Consider the following 16,286-nt stretch of genomic DNA (forward strand, 5'->3'; position numbering starts at 1 on the left):
GGAGGCAGAACATGGCATCCCGCTCCGCGCTCGCCTCGCTCAACCGCCTCGTCCTCGCGGCCGGCGCCGCCATCTTCCTGTTCGGCGGCGGCGCGGTCGCCTGGGCGCTCTTGCAGCCGCTCTCCGGCGCCGTCATCGCCAACGGCGTGGTGGCGGTGGAGAGCGCGGTGAAGAAGGTGCAGCCCCCGACTGGCGGCGTGGTGCGGCGCATCGCGGTGACCGAGGGCATGCATGTGGCGCCCGGCGACGTGCTGATCGAGATCGACGACACGAGCGCGCGCATCAACCTCGCCATCGTGCAGAACGACCTCAGGGCCGCGCAGGCGCGCCTCGCCCGGCTGGCCGCCGAGCGCGACGACAAGTTCGAGATCACCTTCCCCGCCGAGCTCGTCGCCGATGCGCAGACGAGCGCGGATACCCGCTCCGTGCTCGCCGACGAGGCACATGTGCTGAAGACCCGGCTCGACAACCGGCACGGCCAGAAGGAGCAGCTTGGCGAGCGCATCCAGCAGCTCGAGCAGCGCATCGAGGGGCTGGTCGTCGAGCGCGAGGCGCTCGAGAAGCAGCGCCAGCTCGCCACCGAGGAACTCGCCGAGCTGCAGGACCTGATCGACCAGAAGCTGGTCCGCCGCGCCCGCGTCAGCGAGCTGCAGCGCGAGCTGATCAAGCTCGACGGCTCGATCGGCTCGTCGATCGCGCAGATCGCCGAATCGCGCGGCCGGCAGACCGAGATCCGGATGCAGATCCTCGGCCTCGACCAGGACGCCGCCCGCGACGTCGCTAAGGAGATCCGCGAGGTCGAGACCGAGGCGCGTGACCTCACCGAGAAGCGCGCCGCCGCGCTCGATCAGTTGCAGAAGTCGGTCATCCGCGCGCCGGAGGCGGGCATGGTGCACCAGCTCGCGGTGCACACGGTCGGCGGCGTGGTCAATCCCGGCGAGGTGCTGATGCAGATCGTGCCGAACGCCGACCAGCTCATCATCGAGGCCCGCATCCGCCCGATCGACATCGACCATGTGCGCATGGGGCAGGACACAAGGCTCGTCTTCTCCGCCTTCGCCCGCAAGCGCCGCGGCGAGGTGTTCGGGACCGTGTTCCGCGTCGCCGGCGACCTTTCCCGCGACGAGCGCGGCGCCGAGCCGCCCTATTACGCCGTCGGGATCCGGCTGCGGCCGGACGATCCGAACCTGCCGGCGGACGAGCCGCTGGTGCCCGGCATGCCGGTCGAGGTCTACATCCAGACCGGCGAGCGCACCGTCGCCGACTACCTCGTCAAGCCGCTCGCCCAGCAGATCGGGCGCGCCATGCGCGAAGACTGAGCGGGCCGCTGCGTCAGGTGCGGGTGCGCCCTGCGGTCGCCGGTAACCGGTGCGGTGATTGCTTCTTCCGGTTGTTACGCGTAAATTTTAAAAGGGCTCGCGACGCACGCATCGGGTGCAGTGCGTGGGCCTTTTTCGTTGAATCGGCCGGTTTTGCACCGCCCGGCCCATCGGGGAGAGCGACCATTCTCGCGAGCCGATTCATGTGGATGCTGCGACTGATCCTCGTCGCGGCACTCATACCCTTCGCTGTCGCCGCGTCGCCGGCGAAGGCGCAGGTCCAGCGCGTGAACATCGAGGCCGGCGGCCTCATGCGCTATTACGATCTCTATGTGCCGCCGGGCAGCGGCTACCCGCTCGTGCTGGTGTTTCATGGCGGCCTCGGCTCGCCGGACAGCATCCGCAAGGTGAGCGGCTATGAGGCGCTGGCGCGCAGCCAGGGCTTCGCCGTCGCCTTCATGGCCGGCACCGGCCGCGGCAACATGCTGGTCTGGAACGCCGGCGGCTGCTGCGCCACCGCGATGCGCTCCGGCGTCGACGACATCTCCTATGTGCGCGCGGTGATCTCGCAGCTCACCGCCACCTATCCGATCGACCGGCGCCGCATCTATCTCGTCGGCCTGTCGAATGGCGGCATGCTGGTGCAGCAGCTCGCCGAGCAGCTCTCCGGCCAGATCGCCGCCGCGGCGGTCGTCGCCGGCCCGCGGTTCCGCCCGGTCTCCGGCGGCGCGCCGGTGCCGATGATGATCATCCATGCCGTCGGCGATCCGGTCGCGCCCTTCGGGGGCGGCTTCTCCAACAAGGGCATGGTCAGCAACGCGATGAGCGCGCCCTTCCTTCCGGTCGAGGCCGGCGTGCAGGGCTGGGCCAGCCGCAACCGCTGCAAGACCAATACGGCTCAGCAGTATCAAGGCTACCAGCTTATCGAGTATGAGGGTTGCGCCGGCGGGTCGCGCGTCGCCTTCGTCGTGGTGCAGGCGGGCGACCATGACTGGTATGGCGGAAGCCGTTCCAGCGGCGCGGCGGTGGATGCCACGGCGATGACGTGGAATTTCATGCGCGGCTTCAGCAAGTAGTCATCGGGCGCGGCAGCGGGGGCGGAGGATTATGGCGGCGACGATAATGACAGGTCGGTTCCCCGGCATATGGGGGGTCCTGAACGAGAACCTGATCATATCGCGCATGCAGGATCACATCGTCGTTACCGCCGATGGCGACTACCACATGCTGGTGAACCTGGGCGAGCGCGGCGGCCTCACCATGTTCACCAGCACCGATGGCGGCGTGGACTGGAGCTATTCCTTCTCCGTGCCGAACACCGGGTGGCGCAACACCTCCGACATCCAGCTCATGCCGGACGGCGAGACGCTGATCGTCACCTATCTGAATGCCGACAAGCAGGTCGTCTACGCCGAATACGACTACGACACCGACACCAATGTCTGGTCGCAGCTCAGCTCGGCGATCGTCGATCCCGGCCCCATCGGCGCCTCCGCCCATCCCACCGTGGCGTTCTCGGCGGAGGGATATCCGCTCGTCGCCTACACCGAGATCGAGGATGGCACGGTGGAGCTGACGGTTGCCATCGCCGCGCCGGATGGCACGCCCTGGACCCTGCTGAAGGCCGAGGTGCCGGGGGCCAGCTACGGCTCGGCGCTCGTGGTTTCCACCTCCGACACCAACGGCGTCATCCTGACCACGGACGACTCTGTCCGCTGGATCGCGCTCGAGGACGGCAAATACGTCAATGAGGAGCTGCTGCCGGTCACCACGGTCGGGCATTTCGGCAGCCACTTCACCACGGTGACCTATCAGGACGACATCTACCTGATGACCGCCGCCACCACCGGGGATCTCTATTTCACGATCTACGACACCGAATCGCACGAATGGTCGATGCCGCGCGTGCTGTCGGTCCCCGGCGTCGAGATCTCCAGCGTCCAGCTCAGCGTCTCGGATGCGGGCAATTTCTACGTTACCGTCGACGACCTGAACCAGCCCTCGCTGCTCTATGTGCTGGAGAGCACTGACGGCGGCCAGACATGGCACCCGGACAAGACGTTGGTCACCCCGACCGGCTATCTCGACGCGACCATCCGCTTCGAGGCGCCGGAGCATTTCGCCGACACCCTGGTCATCGGCAACCAGGTGGACGATCCGATCGTCAGCCAGGCGAACGGGCTCTACACCTTCGTGCTGGACTATGGCAGCGCCACCCCGCCATCCCCGCCGGAGCCCGAGCCCCCGGTGACGCCGCCTTCCCCGCCCGAGCCGCCTTCCCCTCCGGAGCTCGGCAGCCATGCGCCGTCCGGCGCCTCGTGGGACGGCAGCCATCTGCACGACTGGTCCTACAGCCACGCCGACGCCGGCTGGCTGTGAGGCGCCTGCCCGCCGCGTAGCCGATGGTGCGGCGCGGGCGCCGCAGTCGCCGCGGAAATGGCGGCGATGCTGCGCTTCCTCGCGCCGGCGGCTTCCGCCGGGCCGCATCTGCGACTAAAGGAAATCAGCACGGCCTGCTGCAGGAATTGGGGGGCGGCCGGCTTTCCTGATGATCTGCAGAGGACCATGCCTATGAGCCTTTCCACACGTTCCGAGATCGACGCCACCGTCATCGCGGTCGCCAACGACACGGTGAGCGGCTGGGACATCGATCTGCCGAACGGCATCACCATCGACACCAGGCTGATGGAAGACCTTGCCTTCGAATCGATCGACGTCGTGCAGTTCGCCGTCTCGATCGAGCAGGCGGTCGGCCGCAAGGGGCTGCCCTTCGAGAAGCTGTTCATGAAGGACGGCGATTATGTCGACGACGTCGCGCTCAGCGAGGTCAGCAGCTTCCTGTGCGGCGAGCTCGGCGTCCGCTCCTGACGGCGTGAAAACGCCGCTATCGGCCCTCGCCGCGACAAAATTCGGCGCTCGAATGCGCGCGGCGCAGGCTGATGGAACATGGCGACGGCTGCCGGATTGACAGCCGGCAACCGCCCGCTCAACGGAGAAGCACGATGAAGACGGGGCTCACGCGCGGCACGATCGCCGCTCTCCTGCTCCTCGCGGCGGCTCCCGCCATGGCGCAGATGCCCGCGCCCGGAGGCGCAGGGCCCGGAGGCGCCGGGGCCGGCGCGGCGGGCGGCGGCAATGCCGCGCTGTTCCAGATCTGCCGCGAGGACCTCGCCACCTATTGCGCCGGCGTCACGCCGGGCAACGGCGCGGTGCGGGCCTGCATCAAGGAGAACTACCGAAGCTTCTCCCCCGACTGCAAGGCGGCGCTGATGCAGGCGATGATGCAGCGCCAGCAGCAGGGTCAGTAGACGCGACCGGCGGCGACTGCCGCCGGCCCCTATCGTCACGGGGGCGATCCGCTCGGGGCCGGATCGCCGTGGATGAGCCTGCAGGTCAAGGCGACGGGCGCCTTGCGCGCGTCAGTGAGCGGCTGCTCGCTGCTTCCGCAGTCGAGCAAATTGTCCGGGTCGCTCTTGCGGGCCGAGGCGATGTTGACGTTGACCACAACCGGGCCGTCCACCCAGCGCAGCCGTTGCGGATCGAGCGGAGTGCCGGGAACGTGGTACTGGCCGGCCTTGCCGGGGATCTCGATCTGCTGATCCGGTCCGAAGCCGATCTGGCCGATCTCGTCGGCATGCTTCTTCGCCGCCGGCTTGGGCCAGCCGTAATAGCTCAGCATGATCACCATCCCCTCATGGCGGGCCGCGAGCGTCGCCGCCGCCCTCGCGGAGAGCGTGATGCTCACCTCGAAGCCGGCGTCGTCCTCGGCGACGGCGGGCGCCAGCGCGCCCGAGCAAAGCGCGAGCAGGGCGAGCGGCAGAGTCCCCGGGAAGCGGAAGCGCAGCCGCGTCGATGAGCGCGCGCCCAAGGCTCGTGCGTCTTTCACGTCGGTCCTCTCCTCCTTGTTCGAAGGACGTCTTGCCCGAAGACGATCGGCATTTCACCGTCGAAGCGCACGGTGCGAGGGGAATGCAGTCGCATTCCGACACGGCGTTCGCTCTTGATAGTCGCCCGCCTTCCCACGATACCTTTCCGGTGCCCCCGACGTGGGGCGCACCGACGTGGAGAATGAATCAGATGCCGGCCCTGTTGCGATCCATACCGAACTCATGGGGACCGAAGTTCGGTGCGGAAAGCGGGGCGGTCACGCGGACGCGGACGGGGCCGAACGAGATCAGCTTCACCGCCGCGTCCAATCTCGTGCTGGTGATGCTGACGCCGCAGCCCGACCGCGAGGTCGCGCTCGGCAGCGACCGCAGGACGGTCGCCCTGGCGCCGGTCGGCTCGACCGAGATCGTGCCGGCGGGAGCCGACCTGTTCGCCCGCTGGACGGTCGACAAGGAGAACCTGCTGCTCGCCCTGGATCAGGACCGCCTCGCCTCTCTCGCGGGGGTGGAGTTCCAGAATGGGGGTTTCGAGCTGCGCCCGCCGCGCATCGGCCTCGTCGACCGCAAGGCGCTGCTGATCGCGCAATTGGTCCGCGAGGAATTCCAGCTCGGCGACGCCGCCAGCGAATTGTGCTTCGACGGGCTGATCACATTGTTCGCCATGCACGTGCTGCGCAGCTATTCCTCGCTCGGCGATCGGCCGGACCGGCTGCTGCGCGGCGGCCTTTCGCCGCGCGCGTGGCGCAGCGTGAACGAGCATATCCGGGAGAACCTGTCGGAGCGCCTGTCCATCAGCGAGCTTGCGGAAGTGGCGGGCTTGTCCCCCAGCCATTTCCTGCGCGCCTTCCGCAGGACCACGGGGCAGGCGCCGCACCAGTTCCTCATCGCGCAGCGCCTTGCCCTCGTCGAGCGTCTCGTCGTCACCACCGAGCTGCCCTTCGCGCTCATCGCCAGCTCGGCGGGTTTCGCGAGCAACAGCCATATGACGGCGACCATGAAGCGCCTGCGCGGGCTGACGCCCATGGAGCTGCGCCGCGACGTGCGGGGAAAGGGCTGACCCGCCGGGCATCGGCGGGGCCGGTCGCGGCTAGGCGGGCTGGCAGCGCTGCCACCCGTGTGCGACATCTCGCGGAGCCCTATCGGTCGCTCCAGCGCTCAGGATTGCGATGAACCCGGCAGAACTGCTTCACGCGCTCTATCTTGTCGCGATCGTCGCCGAGGCCATGACGGCGGCCCTCGCAGCCGGCCGCCGGCAGATGGACTGGTTCGGGGTCGCCCTGCTCGGCGCCATCACCGCGCTCGGCGGCGGCTCGGTCCGCGACGTCCTGCTGGGGCGCTATCCGCTGTCCTGGGTCGAAAATCCCCATCTGCTGCTCATCACCTGCGGGGCGGCGCTGGCGACCATCGTGATCGCCCATCACATGCGGCATCTGCGCCGCGTCTTCCTGTTCCTCGACGCGGTCGGGCTGGTCGTCTTCACCATCATCGGCTGCAACATCGCGGCCGGCCTGGGGCTGCCGGTCGTCATCGTCATCGCGTCCGGCATGATCACCGGCTGCGTCGGCGGCGTGCTGCGCGACGTGCTGTGCGCCGACGTGCCCCTGCTGTTCCGGGCCGAGCTCTACGCGACGGTCTCGATCGTCACCGGCGCCTCATATGTCGGCGGGCAATGGCTGGGGCTTCCGCACGATTCTGTCATGCTGGGCTCGATGCTCATCGGCCTTGCGCTGCGCCTTCTGGCGCTGCGCTTCGGCTGGAGCATGCCGAAATTCGTCTACACGGAATCGCTGCACTGAAACGGCCGAAAGCGCTGCCGTGTCTGCGGCAGCGCTTTACCGAGGTGAAACCTGTGCGCCTCCTGTCCAGGCGAAACCGCCCGAGCGATCAGAAGGTGCCTTACTTCAATATGTTGGTGCATGCCTGCGCATCGCGGGCATGCACGGCATCAGAATGAACGGTTGCGGCTCATGGACCGCCGGTCCGGATCGATCTTGGCGACGACTTGTTCCACCGGTTCGCGCACGAAAATACGGCGTTGTCCGTCACCCTGAATCTCGTCCAGGAACAGCATGGTCCCGAGAACGGTGCCAGAGAGATAGCTCTCCATTCGAATTATATATGCAGGATTAATCCAAATTGGATCATTATTACCGTTAGTAAGCTGACAAATCATAGATTCGAGCCTCCTCGAGTTTCGATGCAGCACGGAATACGGTACTCTACCGGGGAGATGTTGGCGATTTGAAGAAACCGGCAGTCGCTGAATCTTTAGGCATTCATCGCATGCGCGCCGCCGAACGCGCAGGAGAACCATTCTCCATCAGGGAACGGATCTGACCCTCGGCGTGCCTTCAACAGACTGATTTATAAGGAAAATATTGCCGCCGACCGGCAAGCGGGCCGGGCCGCGGCGGTTGCAATTCGCAACGTCTTTGACGCGGATGGCGGAAGCGCCCGGCACGCAGGCGTTTCGTCGCAGTCTGGCGGGGTAGCCGCGCGGCCGATCTCCGGGGGCGCGCCGCGACGATCCTCAGGCGCGCAGTGTCTCGATCACGCGTTCCAGATCGCTGTAGCTGCCGAGAATCCAGGCGCCGTTGGGCGCCGGCATGATGTCGGCGCCGAACGAGGTCGATGCCTCCTTCACCCGCTGCCGCAGCGTTTCGATATCGCCGGCCACGAAAAAGGCGAAGGACGACCAGACCGGCGTCGAAGACGACAGGTCGGCCGGCGCCTCGCGCCATTCGTCTCCAACTCGAATGAGTCGGATGCGGAGAATTTCGAACTGATTCATATGCAAAATAATGAACGTTAGGACGGAGGTCGTCTAGTACGGCGGAACACGGAGCGGCTTCGTTCTCGAAGCGCGAACGCAGACCTGCTGCATGGCGCGGGCGATCGGATATAGCGATCGCGCCCCGGAATTCGAGCGGTGCAGCCGTTCCGGCCGACCGCGTCCTCGTCATCCGCCCGCGCTTGCCGATGCCGCGCGGACGGCCTCGTCGATCAGCGGGCAGGGCTCAGGCGATCGCCCGGATCACGCGTTCCAGATCGTTGTATTCGCCGTGCACCCACGCCCCGCCCGGCGCCGGGATCACGTCGGCCCCGAGCGATGTCGCCACATCCATCACGGCCGGCCGGCGGGTCGCGGTCTCGCCGTCCACGAAGAAACCGAAGGACGACCATACGGGCGTCGACGTCGGCAGGTTCGCCGGAGCCTCGCGCCATCCCTGCTCGGCCCTGACGAGCCGGATACGGACGATTTCATATGTATTCATGGGCTAATTTGCCGCAGTTTTAGGGGCGCGCCTTCTATCACAACGGCATGGCCAGTCAAGCTCGCGCAACGGTTGCGAGGGTGAGGCGGCACGGCCGCCGTCGTCGCGCGGCGTGCCTTCGGCCGGCAAATGCGAGGCTTTTCGCAGGCCGGCATCGGGCTGCCGGTCATCGCGTCGAGGATAAAAAGTGGTGGTCTTGGTCGGGCTCGGGAAGCCCGTGGTCCGCATGGTCGGAGTGGCAGGATTTGAACCTGCGACCCCCTCGTCCCGAACGAGGTGCGCTACCAGGCTGCGCTACACTCCGCCGCGGCGCGAGCCTGTAGCACGGCGATGCGCCGGGCCGCAAGCGCGTCGCGCCATCTTAATCAGTATTCCCCGGATGCCGTCGGCGGCGCAGTTGAAACCGCCGCCGGACTGTGGCTATCTCCGGCCCCGCGCCGGGGGTGACACTCGCCGGCCCGGCCTGTTGGGGCGTCGCCAAGTGGTAAGGCAGGGGATTTTGATTCCCCCATGCGGAGGTTCGAATCCTCCCGCCCCAGCCAATTCCCGCCGGAAAATCAGAACGCTGTCAGCGCGACCATGCGGGCATCCGCGAGCAGAGCGTGGATTCCGGCCGCACGGATGTCGGCCCAGTCGAGTGGGCAGGCGCGCTCCTGAGGGCGCGAAATACGCCGACGATGCAACCATGGCGATTGCCGAGCGCGCTGGATGGTGTTTTAGTACGCGAAGGGGATCGGGGGGAGGCCGCATGAACAGGTGGCTCTGCCTATCGGCGACCGTTGCGCTCGCCGGGTGCACAAGCGTGGACGTGCGGCGCGTCACCGATCCCGATCAGACGGGAATCCGATATTGGCGCCCGCAGGTGCTGCTGGTGAAGCAGCAGACCACCGACAAGGAGGGCAACCGCAAATGCGAGTTCGCCACGCTCACCCTGCCGGACAGGTCGGAGGAATATGCCATCAACATCAATGCGGGCTTGGGGTCGGCCAACGTCACCCCCGAGCTGCACGATGGCTGGCGGCTCGACAAGATGGCCGCGAACCTCGACTCCCAGACCGACGAGAACCTCAATGCCGTCGCCAATCTCGTGAAGGCGGCCGGATCTCTAACGCCAAAAGCTTCGGGGGTTAACCGGGCGGGTGGCGCGGCTCCCGAATGCATCGGCGTCTATCGGATCGTCTATGACGAGACCGGCGGCATCAAGGGTTTCGCCAAGCTCTCCGACAAGCTCGCGCTGCCGGGCGACTGAACCGCACCCGCACTGCCGAGATGGCGAATATCGGTGGCGGCGCGGGCATATGGGCCGCCCTACCGCCTATCCCGGCCTCAGCCGGCGGCCGGGTGCACCCGCCAGATGCAGTCGCCGACATCGTCGACCACCAGCAGGCCGCCCTTGCGGTCGAGGATGACGCCGACCGGCCGGCCGAGCGCCTTTCCGTCGACGCGGAAGCCGCCGAGGATCTCCTCCGGCGGGCCGGAGGGCACGCCGTTCGTGAAGGGAATGAAGATCACCCGGTAGCCGGACGGCGGATTGCGGTTCCAGGAACCGTGCTGGCCGATGAAGGCGCCGCCGGAGAAGCGCGCGCCGAAGCGCCCGTCCTTGGCGAAGGTGAGGCCCAGCGAGGCGGTGTGGCTGCCCAGCGCATAGTCCGGCTTGATCGACCGCGCGACGAGGTCGGGGCGCTGCGGGCTCACCCGCTCGTCGACGACCTGGCCGAAATAGCAGTAAGGCCAGCCATAGAAGGCGCCGTCCTTCACCGAGGTCATGTAGTCGGGCACGAGGTCGTCGCCGATCTCGTCGCGCTCGTTCACCGCCGTCCACAATTCGCCGGTGACCGGGTTCCAGTCCACGCCGACCGGATTGCGCAGGCCGGAGGCGAAGACGCGGCGCGCGCCGGTGGCGGCGTCGACCTCGAGGATCGCCGCGCGGTCGACCTCCTCCTCCATGCCGAATTCGGCGACGTTGGAGTTCGAGCCGACGCCGACATAGAGCTTCGCGCCGTCCGCGCTGGCGATGAGGCTCTTGGTCCAGTGGTGGTTGCGCCCCGCCGGCAGCTCGCACACCGTTGTCGCCGGCGCGTCGATGCGCGTCTGGCCGGGCTCATAGGGAAAGCGCACCAGCGAGTTCGCGTTGGCCACATAGAGCTGGTCGCCGACCAGCGCCATACCGAAGGGCGAATGCAGGCCTTCGAGGAAGGCGAAGCGCTGCTCGGCGATGCCGTCGCCGTCGGCATCGCGCAGCAGGGTGATGCGGTTGGCGCTCTTCACGCGCGATCCGGCGCGGGCCATCACGAAGCCCTGCGCCCACCAGCGAAAGCTGAACACGCCGGCCGGCTTGGGCGGCGCCGCGGTCTCGGCGACGAGGATGTCGCCGTTCGGCAGCTCATACACCCAGCGTGGGTGGTCGAGCCCGGTGGCGAAGGCCTCGACGGCGAAGCCCGGCGCCGGCACCGGCTTGCGGCCGGGCGGCCAGCCGACCGCGGTGGCCACCTTCATGACGGGCAGGAGCGTCGGGCGCGGCTTGGGCAGCTTCGGGCTGGCACCGTAGCCTTCCTCCTCCGCCAGAGGAGGACGGCTGCGCAGATCGGTGAGAGTGTGCGAGACGGCGGTGATGAACCAACCGAAAAATCCGCCGATGTCGCGATCGCCGGCCATGATCGCCGCCCCCTCTTCTGAATCCCCGCCGGTCCGAGATATCCCAGATGCGGCCGGGCATCGCAATCGGCCGCCCATGCCCGCAGCGCATGCCTTCGCGGCGCGGCATGCTCCAGCTCGTTGAAAGGGAGCGCTTTCTCGTCGATCAGGTGATTCCACCCGATCGGAAAGGGCTCTATTTCAATGCGTTGGAGCATGTTCTCATCGCGAAAGTCTCTCAACTTTCGCGGAACATGCTCTAGGAAGAAGCGGGGGTCTCCGCCGGAGCACCCGATCGGCTCAAATCCCGGGAGCGGACCCGCGTGCGCATCCATCTCGTCAACCCGAACACCACCGCCTCCATGACGGAGAAGATCGCCGCCGCCGCCCGCGCCGTGGCGCGGCCGGGAACGCAGATCGTGCCGGCGACCTCCGCCATGGGGCCGGCCTCGATCGAGGGCTATTACGATGACGCCCTGGCCCTGCCGGGGCTGCTCGCCGCGGTCGACGCCGCCGAGCGCAGCGGCGTCGCCGCCCATGTCGTCGCCTGCTTCGACGATACCGGCGTCGATGCCGCCCGCACGCTGGCGCGGGCGCCGGTGGTCGGCATCGGCGAGGCCGGCTTCCACATGGCGAGCCTGATCGCCCACCGCTTCGGCGTCGTCACCACCTTGTCGCGCTCGATCCCGGTGATCGAGGCCAATCTGATGCGCTACGGCCTCGACCGCCGCTGCAGCGGCGTGCGCGCCTCGGACGTCGCGGTGCTGGAGCTCGAGGACCCGGCCTCCGACGCCCACGCGCGCATCTCGGCGGAGATCGCGCGGGCGGTGCGCGAGGACAAGGCGGAGGCGGTCGTGCTCGGCTGCGCCGGCATGGCGGACCTCGCGCGCGCCCTCGCCGACGAGCATGGCGTGCCGGTGATCGACGGCGTGGCATCCGCCGTGGCGCTCGCCGAGGGGCTCGCAGCGCTCGGGCTGGCGACCTCGAAGGCCGGAGCTTACGCCGCGCCGCGCGCCAAGCCCTATATCGGGCTGCTGGCTGGTTTCGCGCCGCGCGAGGCACCGTGAGCGCCGCTTGGAGCGTTTTCGAGCGAAGTGGAGACCGGTTCGCGTGAAGAAAACGCGACAGACAAGAACCTGAAGCCTGAACGGCTCTAGCCGAGCTTCTTCAGCAGCCGGCAGATCGTCACCCGCTCCTCGGGCGTCAGCGGCGCCAGCGTCGCCTCGGTGATGCCGTATGCGACCTCGATCGCCGCATTGGTCACCCGAAGCCCGGCGTCGGTCAGCGCCAAGGCGCGCCGGCGACGATCCTTCGGGTCGTCGGCGGCGATGACGAAGCCGCGGGCGCTGAGGCGGTCCACCACGCCCTTGATGGTCGCCGCGTCGAGGAACACCAGCCGGCCGAGCCGGTTCTGCGAGCACGGGCCGATCTCGCGCAGCTTGGCGAGGGTGGCGAACTGGGGCGGCGTGAGCCCTTCGATCATGCGGCTGGCGAAGATCGCCGCGGCACGCTGGGTAGCAACGCGCAGCAGGAACCCTACCTGATCATGCAAAAGATAAGCCGCGCCTCCCGGTGCCTCATTTACTTCGAGGTTCGGATCGGGACGACGATCTGACATACTGGCCTTCCATCAGCGATTCATATCTGCCCATAGTGCCGCACAAGAGCGAGCGCCGGAAGCCGAATTAGGCTCTATCCAATATTCATCATAGATTGATAGAGCACATACAATCATAGAATCGCATAGTTACTCTTTACTTCCGGTAAACTCGACAAACCACGCGTCATGCCTCTCCAGCGCAGCTCGCCATGTTCTATCACATAAACACGGTCGCAGATCATTTCGCAGAATCGGAAATTCTGTTCAGACAAAAGTATCGATAGGCCTTTTTGCTTCAGGGCAAGAATGGCCTGAGCCATTTGTTCCACGATGATCGGAGCCACCCCTTCGGAGGGCTCGTCGAGCAGGACCAGCAGCGGATTGCCCATCAGCGTGCGGGCGAGCGTGAGCATCTGCTGCTCGCCGCCGGACATCTGGCCGCCGCGGCGGTCCGCCATGCCGGCGAGATTGGGGAAGAGCTCGAACAGGTGCTCGGTGGTCCAGCCGGGGGCCGGGCGCCCGTCGGCGAGGAGGCGCGGCGGCTGCCGGCCGACGTCGAGATTCTCGGCGACCGTGAGCCCGGTGAAGATGCGCCGGTCCTCCGGCACATAGCCGAGGCCGCGGCGTGCCAGCGCATGGGTCGGCAGCCGCGCGACGTCCTGCCCGTCGAAGGCGAGCCTTCGCGCGCGGCGTTCGACGAGACCCATGATCGCCTTCAGCGTGGTCGACTTGCCGGCGCCGTTGCGCCCCAGCAGCGCGACCGCCTCGCCACGCCCGACGGTGAGCGACAGGCCGAACAGGATCTGCGCCGCGCCGTACCAGGCGTCGAGGCCCTCGACCTCCAGCAGCGGCGCCGTCGCCTCGCCGCCGGCCGTTGCATTGCCTTGCGCGGCGTCGGTCATGGATGTCCGTCCTCCTCGGCCATGGCAGCGCCGCTGCCGAGATAGACCGCGCGCACCTGCGGGTCGGCCCGCACCGCGTCGGCGCTGCCGTCGGCAATGAGCTTTCCGCGCGCCAGCACGATCACCCGGTCGGCATGGGCGAAGACGACATCCATCGAGTGCTCGGTAAACAGCGCGGCGAGCCGCCGCTCGGTCACCAGCTCGCGCACCAGCGCGATCAGCGCGCCGCGCTCGCCGGCGCCCATGCCGGCGGTCGGCTCGTCCATCAGCAGCAGGACCGGCTCGCCGGCCAGCGCGACGGCGAGCTCGAGCCGCTTCACGTCGCCATAGGCGAGCGTCGCCGCCGGGCGCTCGGCGAGCTCGGCCATGCCGACCCGCCCGAGCAGCTCCAGCGCCGCCTGTCGGTGATGGGCGGCGGCCGGGCGCCATAGGCCGAAGCTCTGCCCGCGCGCGGCGATCATCGCCATCTGCACGTTCTCGACCGCCGTCATCGAGCCGAACACCGCGGCGATCTGGAAGGTGCGCCCGACCCCGAGCCGGGCGATGCGCCGCGGGGCGAGGCCGGTCACCTCGCGCCCGCCGATCCACACATGGCCGGCATCGGGCCGGATCTGACCGTTGACGATGTTGAAGCAGGTCGACTTGCCGGCGCCGTTCGGGCCGATCAGCGCCAGCAGTTCGCCGGCGGCGACCGAGAAGCTCACATCGTCGAGCGCGCGCACGCCGCCGTAGGATTTGCTCAAGGAACGGACGGTGAGCACGCTCATCGCGCCGCCCTCCGCGTGGCGAGCGCCCACAGCCGGGCGGCGCCGCCCATCAGCCCGCCGGGGAATATGAGCACGATGGCGAGGATGAGCGCGCCGAGCAGCGCGCGCCAATAGTCGGTCTCGCGCATCACGCTGTCCTGCAGCAGGGTGAAGGCGCCGGCGCCGACGATCGGGCCGAGCAGGCTCTCCACCCCGCCGAGCAGCACCATGACCAGTCCGTCGATGGAGCGGCCGACCGATATGGCCTCGGGCGAGATCGAGCCCTTGGCGAAGGCGAACAGGCCGCCTGCGAGCCCGCACAGCGCCCCGGCCAGCGCGAAGCCGAGCCACTGCACGCGCCCCGTCGCGATGCCGACCGCCTCCGCCCGCAGCGGCGAATCCCGGCTCGCCCTGAGCGCATAGCCGAACGGCGCGAACAGCACGCGGCGCAGCAGCAGCACGACCACCAGCGCGCCGCCGAGCGCCGCCAGATAGAGCCCGGCGCGGGTGTCGAGCGGCGCGTCCGGCCACACGCCGAACAGCCCGTTCGAGCCGCCGGTCACCGCCTCCCACTGATAGGCGATCGACCAGACGATCTGCGCGAAGGCGAGCGTCAGCATGGCGAGGTAGACGCCCGAGAGCCGCACCGCGAACCAGCCGAAGACGAGCGCGCCGAGCCCCGCCGCCACGATGCCGGCGGCGAGCGCCGCGAAGGTCGGCGCGCCGAGCTGCGTCGCCGCATAGGCCGCGCCATAGGCGCCGAGCCCGAAATAGGCGGCGTGGCCGAAGGAATGCATGCCGCCCGGCCCCATGATGAAGTGCAGCGAGGTCGCGAAGATCACCGCGACCAGCATGTCCACCGCCAGCACCGGCGCATAGGGGAAGGCGCCCTCGGCCAGCGGCAGCAGGGCGAGGGCCGCCACCACGCCGAGCGCGACGATCCCCCCGTTCCGGCCCATCGGGCGCAGCGGTGGCTCGCCCCGTCCGGCGACGCGGGCCGGCGGCTGCGGCCGGCCGAACAGCCCGTTCGGACGCACGATCAGCACGATTGCCATCACCAGGAATTCGGCGACCAGCGTCAGCTTCGACAGGTTGACCTCGAACCCGCCGACCGAGACGGTGCCGAGCGCGATGCACAGCGCCTTCACCTCGGCGACCAGCACGGCGGCGACATAGGCGCCGGGTATCGAGCCGAGCCCGCCCACCACCACGATGACGAAGGCGTCGCCCAGCACCGCGAGGTCGAGGGAAAGGCTCGCCGGCTCGCGCGCCATCTGCAGCGCGCCGCCCAGCGCGGCGAGCCCGGCGCCGAGCGCGAAGACGGCGGTGAACAGCACCTTCTCGTTCACCCCGAGCGCCGCCGCCATCTCGCGGTCCTCGGTCGCCGCGCGGATCAGCCGGCCGAAGCGCGAGCGGGCGAGCAGCAGGTGCAGGCCGATGAGCACGGCCGGGCCGACGAGCGCGAGGAAGATGTCGTAGGTCGGCAGCCGCCGGCCGAGCAGGTCGATCGCGCCCTCCAGCCCCGGCGCGCGGGGGCCGAGAATGTCTTCCGGTCCCCAGAGATAGAGCACCGCATCGTTGACGATGAGCGCGAGCGCGAAGGTGGCGAGGAGCTGGTAGAGCTCCGGCGCCGCATAGATGCGCCGCAGCAGCGCGATCTCGGTGAGCGCGCCGAGCGCCGCGACGACCAGCACCGCGCCGATCACGCCCGCCCAGAAGCCGAAGGCGCCCCCAAAACCTCCCGCCAGCGTGCCGGCGAGATAGATGCCGAGCATGTAGAAGGAGCCGTGCGCCAGATTGACGATGCGGCTGACGCCGAAAATGATCGACAGTCCCGCCGCCACCAGGAACAGCGCGGAGGCACCGGCCAGCCCGTTCAGTGCCTGGAAGAGCAGCCCGTCGAGCGACATCGCGGCGGCCGGG

At 68.3% G+C, this 16,286-nt stretch carries 18 protein-coding genes and 2 tRNA genes; 10 read left to right on the forward strand and 10 right to left on the reverse strand.

What is annotated here, in order from left to right; genetic code table 11:
- Nucleotides 1–11: 11 nt before the first annotated feature.
- From U742_RS0102890 to U742_RS22390, 5 genes are all read left to right on the forward strand, one after another.
- A complete protein-coding gene (locus tag U742_RS0102890; protein ID WP_029349862.1) occupies nt 12–1,319 on the forward strand; it encodes an HlyD family type I secretion periplasmic adaptor subunit in 1,308 nt (435 codons plus the stop codon).
- Between the two features lie 203 nt (nt 1,320–1,522).
- A complete protein-coding gene (locus U742_RS0102895) occupies nt 1,523–2,395 on the forward strand; it encodes a CE1 family esterase (protein ID WP_029349864.1) in 873 nt (290 codons plus the stop codon).
- A gap of 106 nt (nt 2,396–2,501) precedes the next feature.
- Nucleotides 2,502–3,698: a hypothetical protein gene (locus U742_RS0102900; RefSeq protein WP_029349868.1), complete on the forward strand. Its 1,197-nt coding sequence runs from the start codon at nt 2,502–2,504 to the stop codon at nt 3,696–3,698.
- 192 nt (nt 3,699–3,890) lie between these two features.
- Nucleotides 3,891–4,187 carry an acyl carrier protein gene (locus U742_RS0102905; RefSeq protein WP_029349870.1) on the forward strand — a complete coding sequence of 99 codons (297 nt, stop codon included), beginning with the start codon at nt 3,891–3,893 and terminating at the stop codon, nt 4,185–4,187.
- Between the two features lie 134 nt (nt 4,188–4,321).
- Nucleotides 4,322–4,627: a cysteine rich repeat-containing protein gene (locus U742_RS22390; protein WP_051660800.1), complete on the forward strand. Its 306-nt coding sequence runs from the start codon at nt 4,322–4,324 to the stop codon at nt 4,625–4,627.
- 35 nt (nt 4,628–4,662) lie between these two features.
- On the opposite strand, the gene U742_RS0102915 is transcribed toward U742_RS22390, so the two are convergent.
- Nucleotides 4,663–5,205, reverse strand: coding sequence for a hypothetical protein (locus U742_RS0102915; protein ID WP_156034112.1), 543 nt, complete (start codon nt 5,203–5,205; stop codon nt 4,663–4,665).
- Between the two features lie 191 nt (nt 5,206–5,396).
- On the opposite strand from U742_RS0102915, the gene U742_RS0102920 reads away from it, so the two are divergent.
- Both U742_RS0102920 and U742_RS0102925 read left to right on the forward strand, forming a co-directional pair.
- The gene (locus U742_RS0102920; RefSeq protein ID WP_051660801.1) at nt 5,397–6,263 is read left to right on the forward strand and encodes a helix-turn-helix domain-containing protein; all 867 of its coding nucleotides are present in this window, start codon (nt 5,397–5,399) and stop codon (nt 6,261–6,263) included.
- A gap of 109 nt (nt 6,264–6,372) precedes the next feature.
- Entirely contained in the window at nt 6,373–7,002 is a 630-nt protein-coding gene (locus U742_RS0102925) for a trimeric intracellular cation channel family protein (RefSeq protein ID WP_029349879.1), read from the forward strand.
- Nucleotides 7,003–7,151: 149 nt separating this feature from the next.
- Here the strand turns inward: U742_RS0102925 and U742_RS23095 are convergent, their stop codons facing one another.
- From U742_RS23095 to U742_RS0102945, 4 genes are all read right to left on the reverse strand, one after another.
- Nucleotides 7,152–7,313: a hypothetical protein gene (locus U742_RS23095; RefSeq protein ID WP_156034113.1), complete on the reverse strand. Its 162-nt coding sequence runs from the start codon at nt 7,311–7,313 to the stop codon at nt 7,152–7,154.
- Between the two features lie 423 nt (nt 7,314–7,736).
- Entirely contained in the window at nt 7,737–7,997 is a 261-nt protein-coding gene (locus U742_RS0102935; protein WP_029349881.1) for a hypothetical protein, read from the reverse strand.
- 226 nt (nt 7,998–8,223) lie between these two features.
- Complete coding sequence (locus tag U742_RS0102940) at nt 8,224–8,481, reverse strand: hypothetical protein (protein WP_029349883.1); 258 nt, start codon at nt 8,479–8,481, stop codon at nt 8,224–8,226.
- Nucleotides 8,482–8,708: 227 nt separating this feature from the next.
- Nucleotides 8,709–8,785, reverse strand: a tRNA-Pro gene (locus U742_RS0102945).
- 163 nt (nt 8,786–8,948) lie between these two features.
- Here U742_RS0102945 and U742_RS0102950 point away from each other — a divergent pair.
- Nucleotides 8,949–9,023, forward strand: a tRNA-Gln gene (locus tag U742_RS0102950).
- Between the two features lie 206 nt (nt 9,024–9,229).
- Complete coding sequence (locus U742_RS0102955) at nt 9,230–9,730, forward strand: hypothetical protein (RefSeq protein WP_029349885.1); 501 nt, start codon at nt 9,230–9,232, stop codon at nt 9,728–9,730.
- Nucleotides 9,731–9,807: 77 nt separating this feature from the next.
- On the opposite strand, the gene U742_RS0102960 is transcribed toward U742_RS0102955, so the two are convergent.
- Nucleotides 9,808–11,136 carry a PQQ-dependent sugar dehydrogenase gene (locus U742_RS0102960; RefSeq protein ID WP_029349887.1) on the reverse strand — a complete coding sequence of 443 codons (1,329 nt, stop codon included), beginning with the start codon at nt 11,134–11,136 and terminating at the stop codon, nt 9,808–9,810.
- 302 nt (nt 11,137–11,438) lie between these two features.
- Between U742_RS0102960 and U742_RS0102970 the strand changes: the two genes are divergently transcribed.
- Nucleotides 11,439–12,182 (forward strand): aspartate/glutamate racemase family protein, encoded by a 744-nt coding sequence (locus U742_RS0102970; RefSeq protein WP_029349891.1) that lies wholly within the window; start codon nt 11,439–11,441, stop codon nt 12,180–12,182.
- Between the two features lie 86 nt (nt 12,183–12,268).
- On the opposite strand, the gene U742_RS0102975 is transcribed toward U742_RS0102970, so the two are convergent.
- The 4 genes from U742_RS0102975 to U742_RS22395 form a co-directional block, all read right to left on the reverse strand.
- Nucleotides 12,269–12,733, reverse strand: a complete 465-nt coding sequence (locus U742_RS0102975; RefSeq protein WP_038360389.1) for a MarR family winged helix-turn-helix transcriptional regulator — start codon at nt 12,731–12,733, stop codon at nt 12,269–12,271.
- A 113-nt stretch (nt 12,734–12,846) separates the two neighbouring features.
- Nucleotides 12,847–13,617 carry an ABC transporter ATP-binding protein gene (locus U742_RS0102980; protein ID WP_029349896.1) on the reverse strand — a complete coding sequence of 257 codons (771 nt, stop codon included), beginning with the start codon at nt 13,615–13,617 and terminating at the stop codon, nt 12,847–12,849.
- Nucleotides 13,614–14,384: an ABC transporter ATP-binding protein gene (locus U742_RS0102985; RefSeq protein ID WP_029349898.1), complete on the reverse strand. Its 771-nt coding sequence runs from the start codon at nt 14,382–14,384 to the stop codon at nt 13,614–13,616. The genes U742_RS0102980 and U742_RS0102985 overlap by 4 nt, the downstream gene beginning before the upstream one ends.
- Complete coding sequence (locus tag U742_RS22395) at nt 14,381–16,273, reverse strand: ABC transporter permease (RefSeq protein ID WP_029349899.1); 1,893 nt, start codon at nt 16,271–16,273, stop codon at nt 14,381–14,383. The genes U742_RS0102985 and U742_RS22395 overlap by 4 nt, the downstream gene beginning before the upstream one ends.
- Between the last annotated feature and the right edge of the window lie 13 nt (nt 16,274–16,286).

The organism is Allobosea sp. 117, from assembly GCF_000702305.1.
GTDB lineage: Bacteria > Pseudomonadota > Alphaproteobacteria > Rhizobiales > Xanthobacteraceae > Ancylobacter.

Coding starts and splice junctions, on each gene's coding strand:
- U742_RS0102890 (WP_029349862.1), top strand. CDS start 12: ATGGCATCCCGCTCCGCGCTCGCCTCGCTCAACCGCCTCGTCCTCGCG.
- U742_RS0102895 (WP_029349864.1), top strand. CDS start 1,523: ATGTGGATGCTGCGACTGATCCTCGTCGCGGCACTCATACCCTTCGCT.
- U742_RS0102900 (WP_029349868.1), top strand. CDS start 2,502: ATGCAGGATCACATCGTCGTTACCGCCGATGGCGACTACCACATGCTG.
- U742_RS0102905 (WP_029349870.1), top strand. CDS start 3,891: ATGAGCCTTTCCACACGTTCCGAGATCGACGCCACCGTCATCGCGGTC.
- U742_RS22390 (WP_051660800.1), top strand. CDS start 4,322: ATGAAGACGGGGCTCACGCGCGGCACGATCGCCGCTCTCCTGCTCCTC.
- U742_RS0102920 (WP_051660801.1), top strand. CDS start 5,397: ATGCCGGCCCTGTTGCGATCCATACCGAACTCATGGGGACCGAAGTTC.
- U742_RS0102925 (WP_029349879.1), top strand. CDS start 6,373: ATGAACCCGGCAGAACTGCTTCACGCGCTCTATCTTGTCGCGATCGTC.
- U742_RS23095 (WP_156034113.1), bottom strand. CDS start 7,313: ATGGAGAGCTATCTCTCTGGCACCGTTCTCGGGACCATGCTGTTCCTG.
- U742_RS0102935 (WP_029349881.1), bottom strand. CDS start 7,997: ATGAATCAGTTCGAAATTCTCCGCATCCGACTCATTCGAGTTGGAGAC.
- U742_RS0102940 (WP_029349883.1), bottom strand. CDS start 8,481: ATGAATACATATGAAATCGTCCGTATCCGGCTCGTCAGGGCCGAGCAG.
- U742_RS0102955 (WP_029349885.1), top strand. CDS start 9,230: ATGAACAGGTGGCTCTGCCTATCGGCGACCGTTGCGCTCGCCGGGTGC.
- U742_RS0102960 (WP_029349887.1), bottom strand. CDS start 11,136: ATGGCCGGCGATCGCGACATCGGCGGATTTTTCGGTTGGTTCATCACC.
- U742_RS0102975 (WP_038360389.1), bottom strand. CDS start 12,733: ATGTCAGATCGTCGTCCCGATCCGAACCTCGAAGTAAATGAGGCACCG.
- U742_RS0102980 (WP_029349896.1), bottom strand. CDS start 13,617: ATGACCGACGCCGCGCAAGGCAATGCAACGGCCGGCGGCGAGGCGACG.
- U742_RS0102985 (WP_029349898.1), bottom strand. CDS start 14,384: ATGAGCGTGCTCACCGTCCGTTCCTTGAGCAAATCCTACGGCGGCGTG.
- U742_RS22395 (WP_029349899.1), bottom strand. CDS start 16,273: ATGTCGCTCGACGGGCTGCTCTTCCAGGCACTGAACGGGCTGGCCGGT.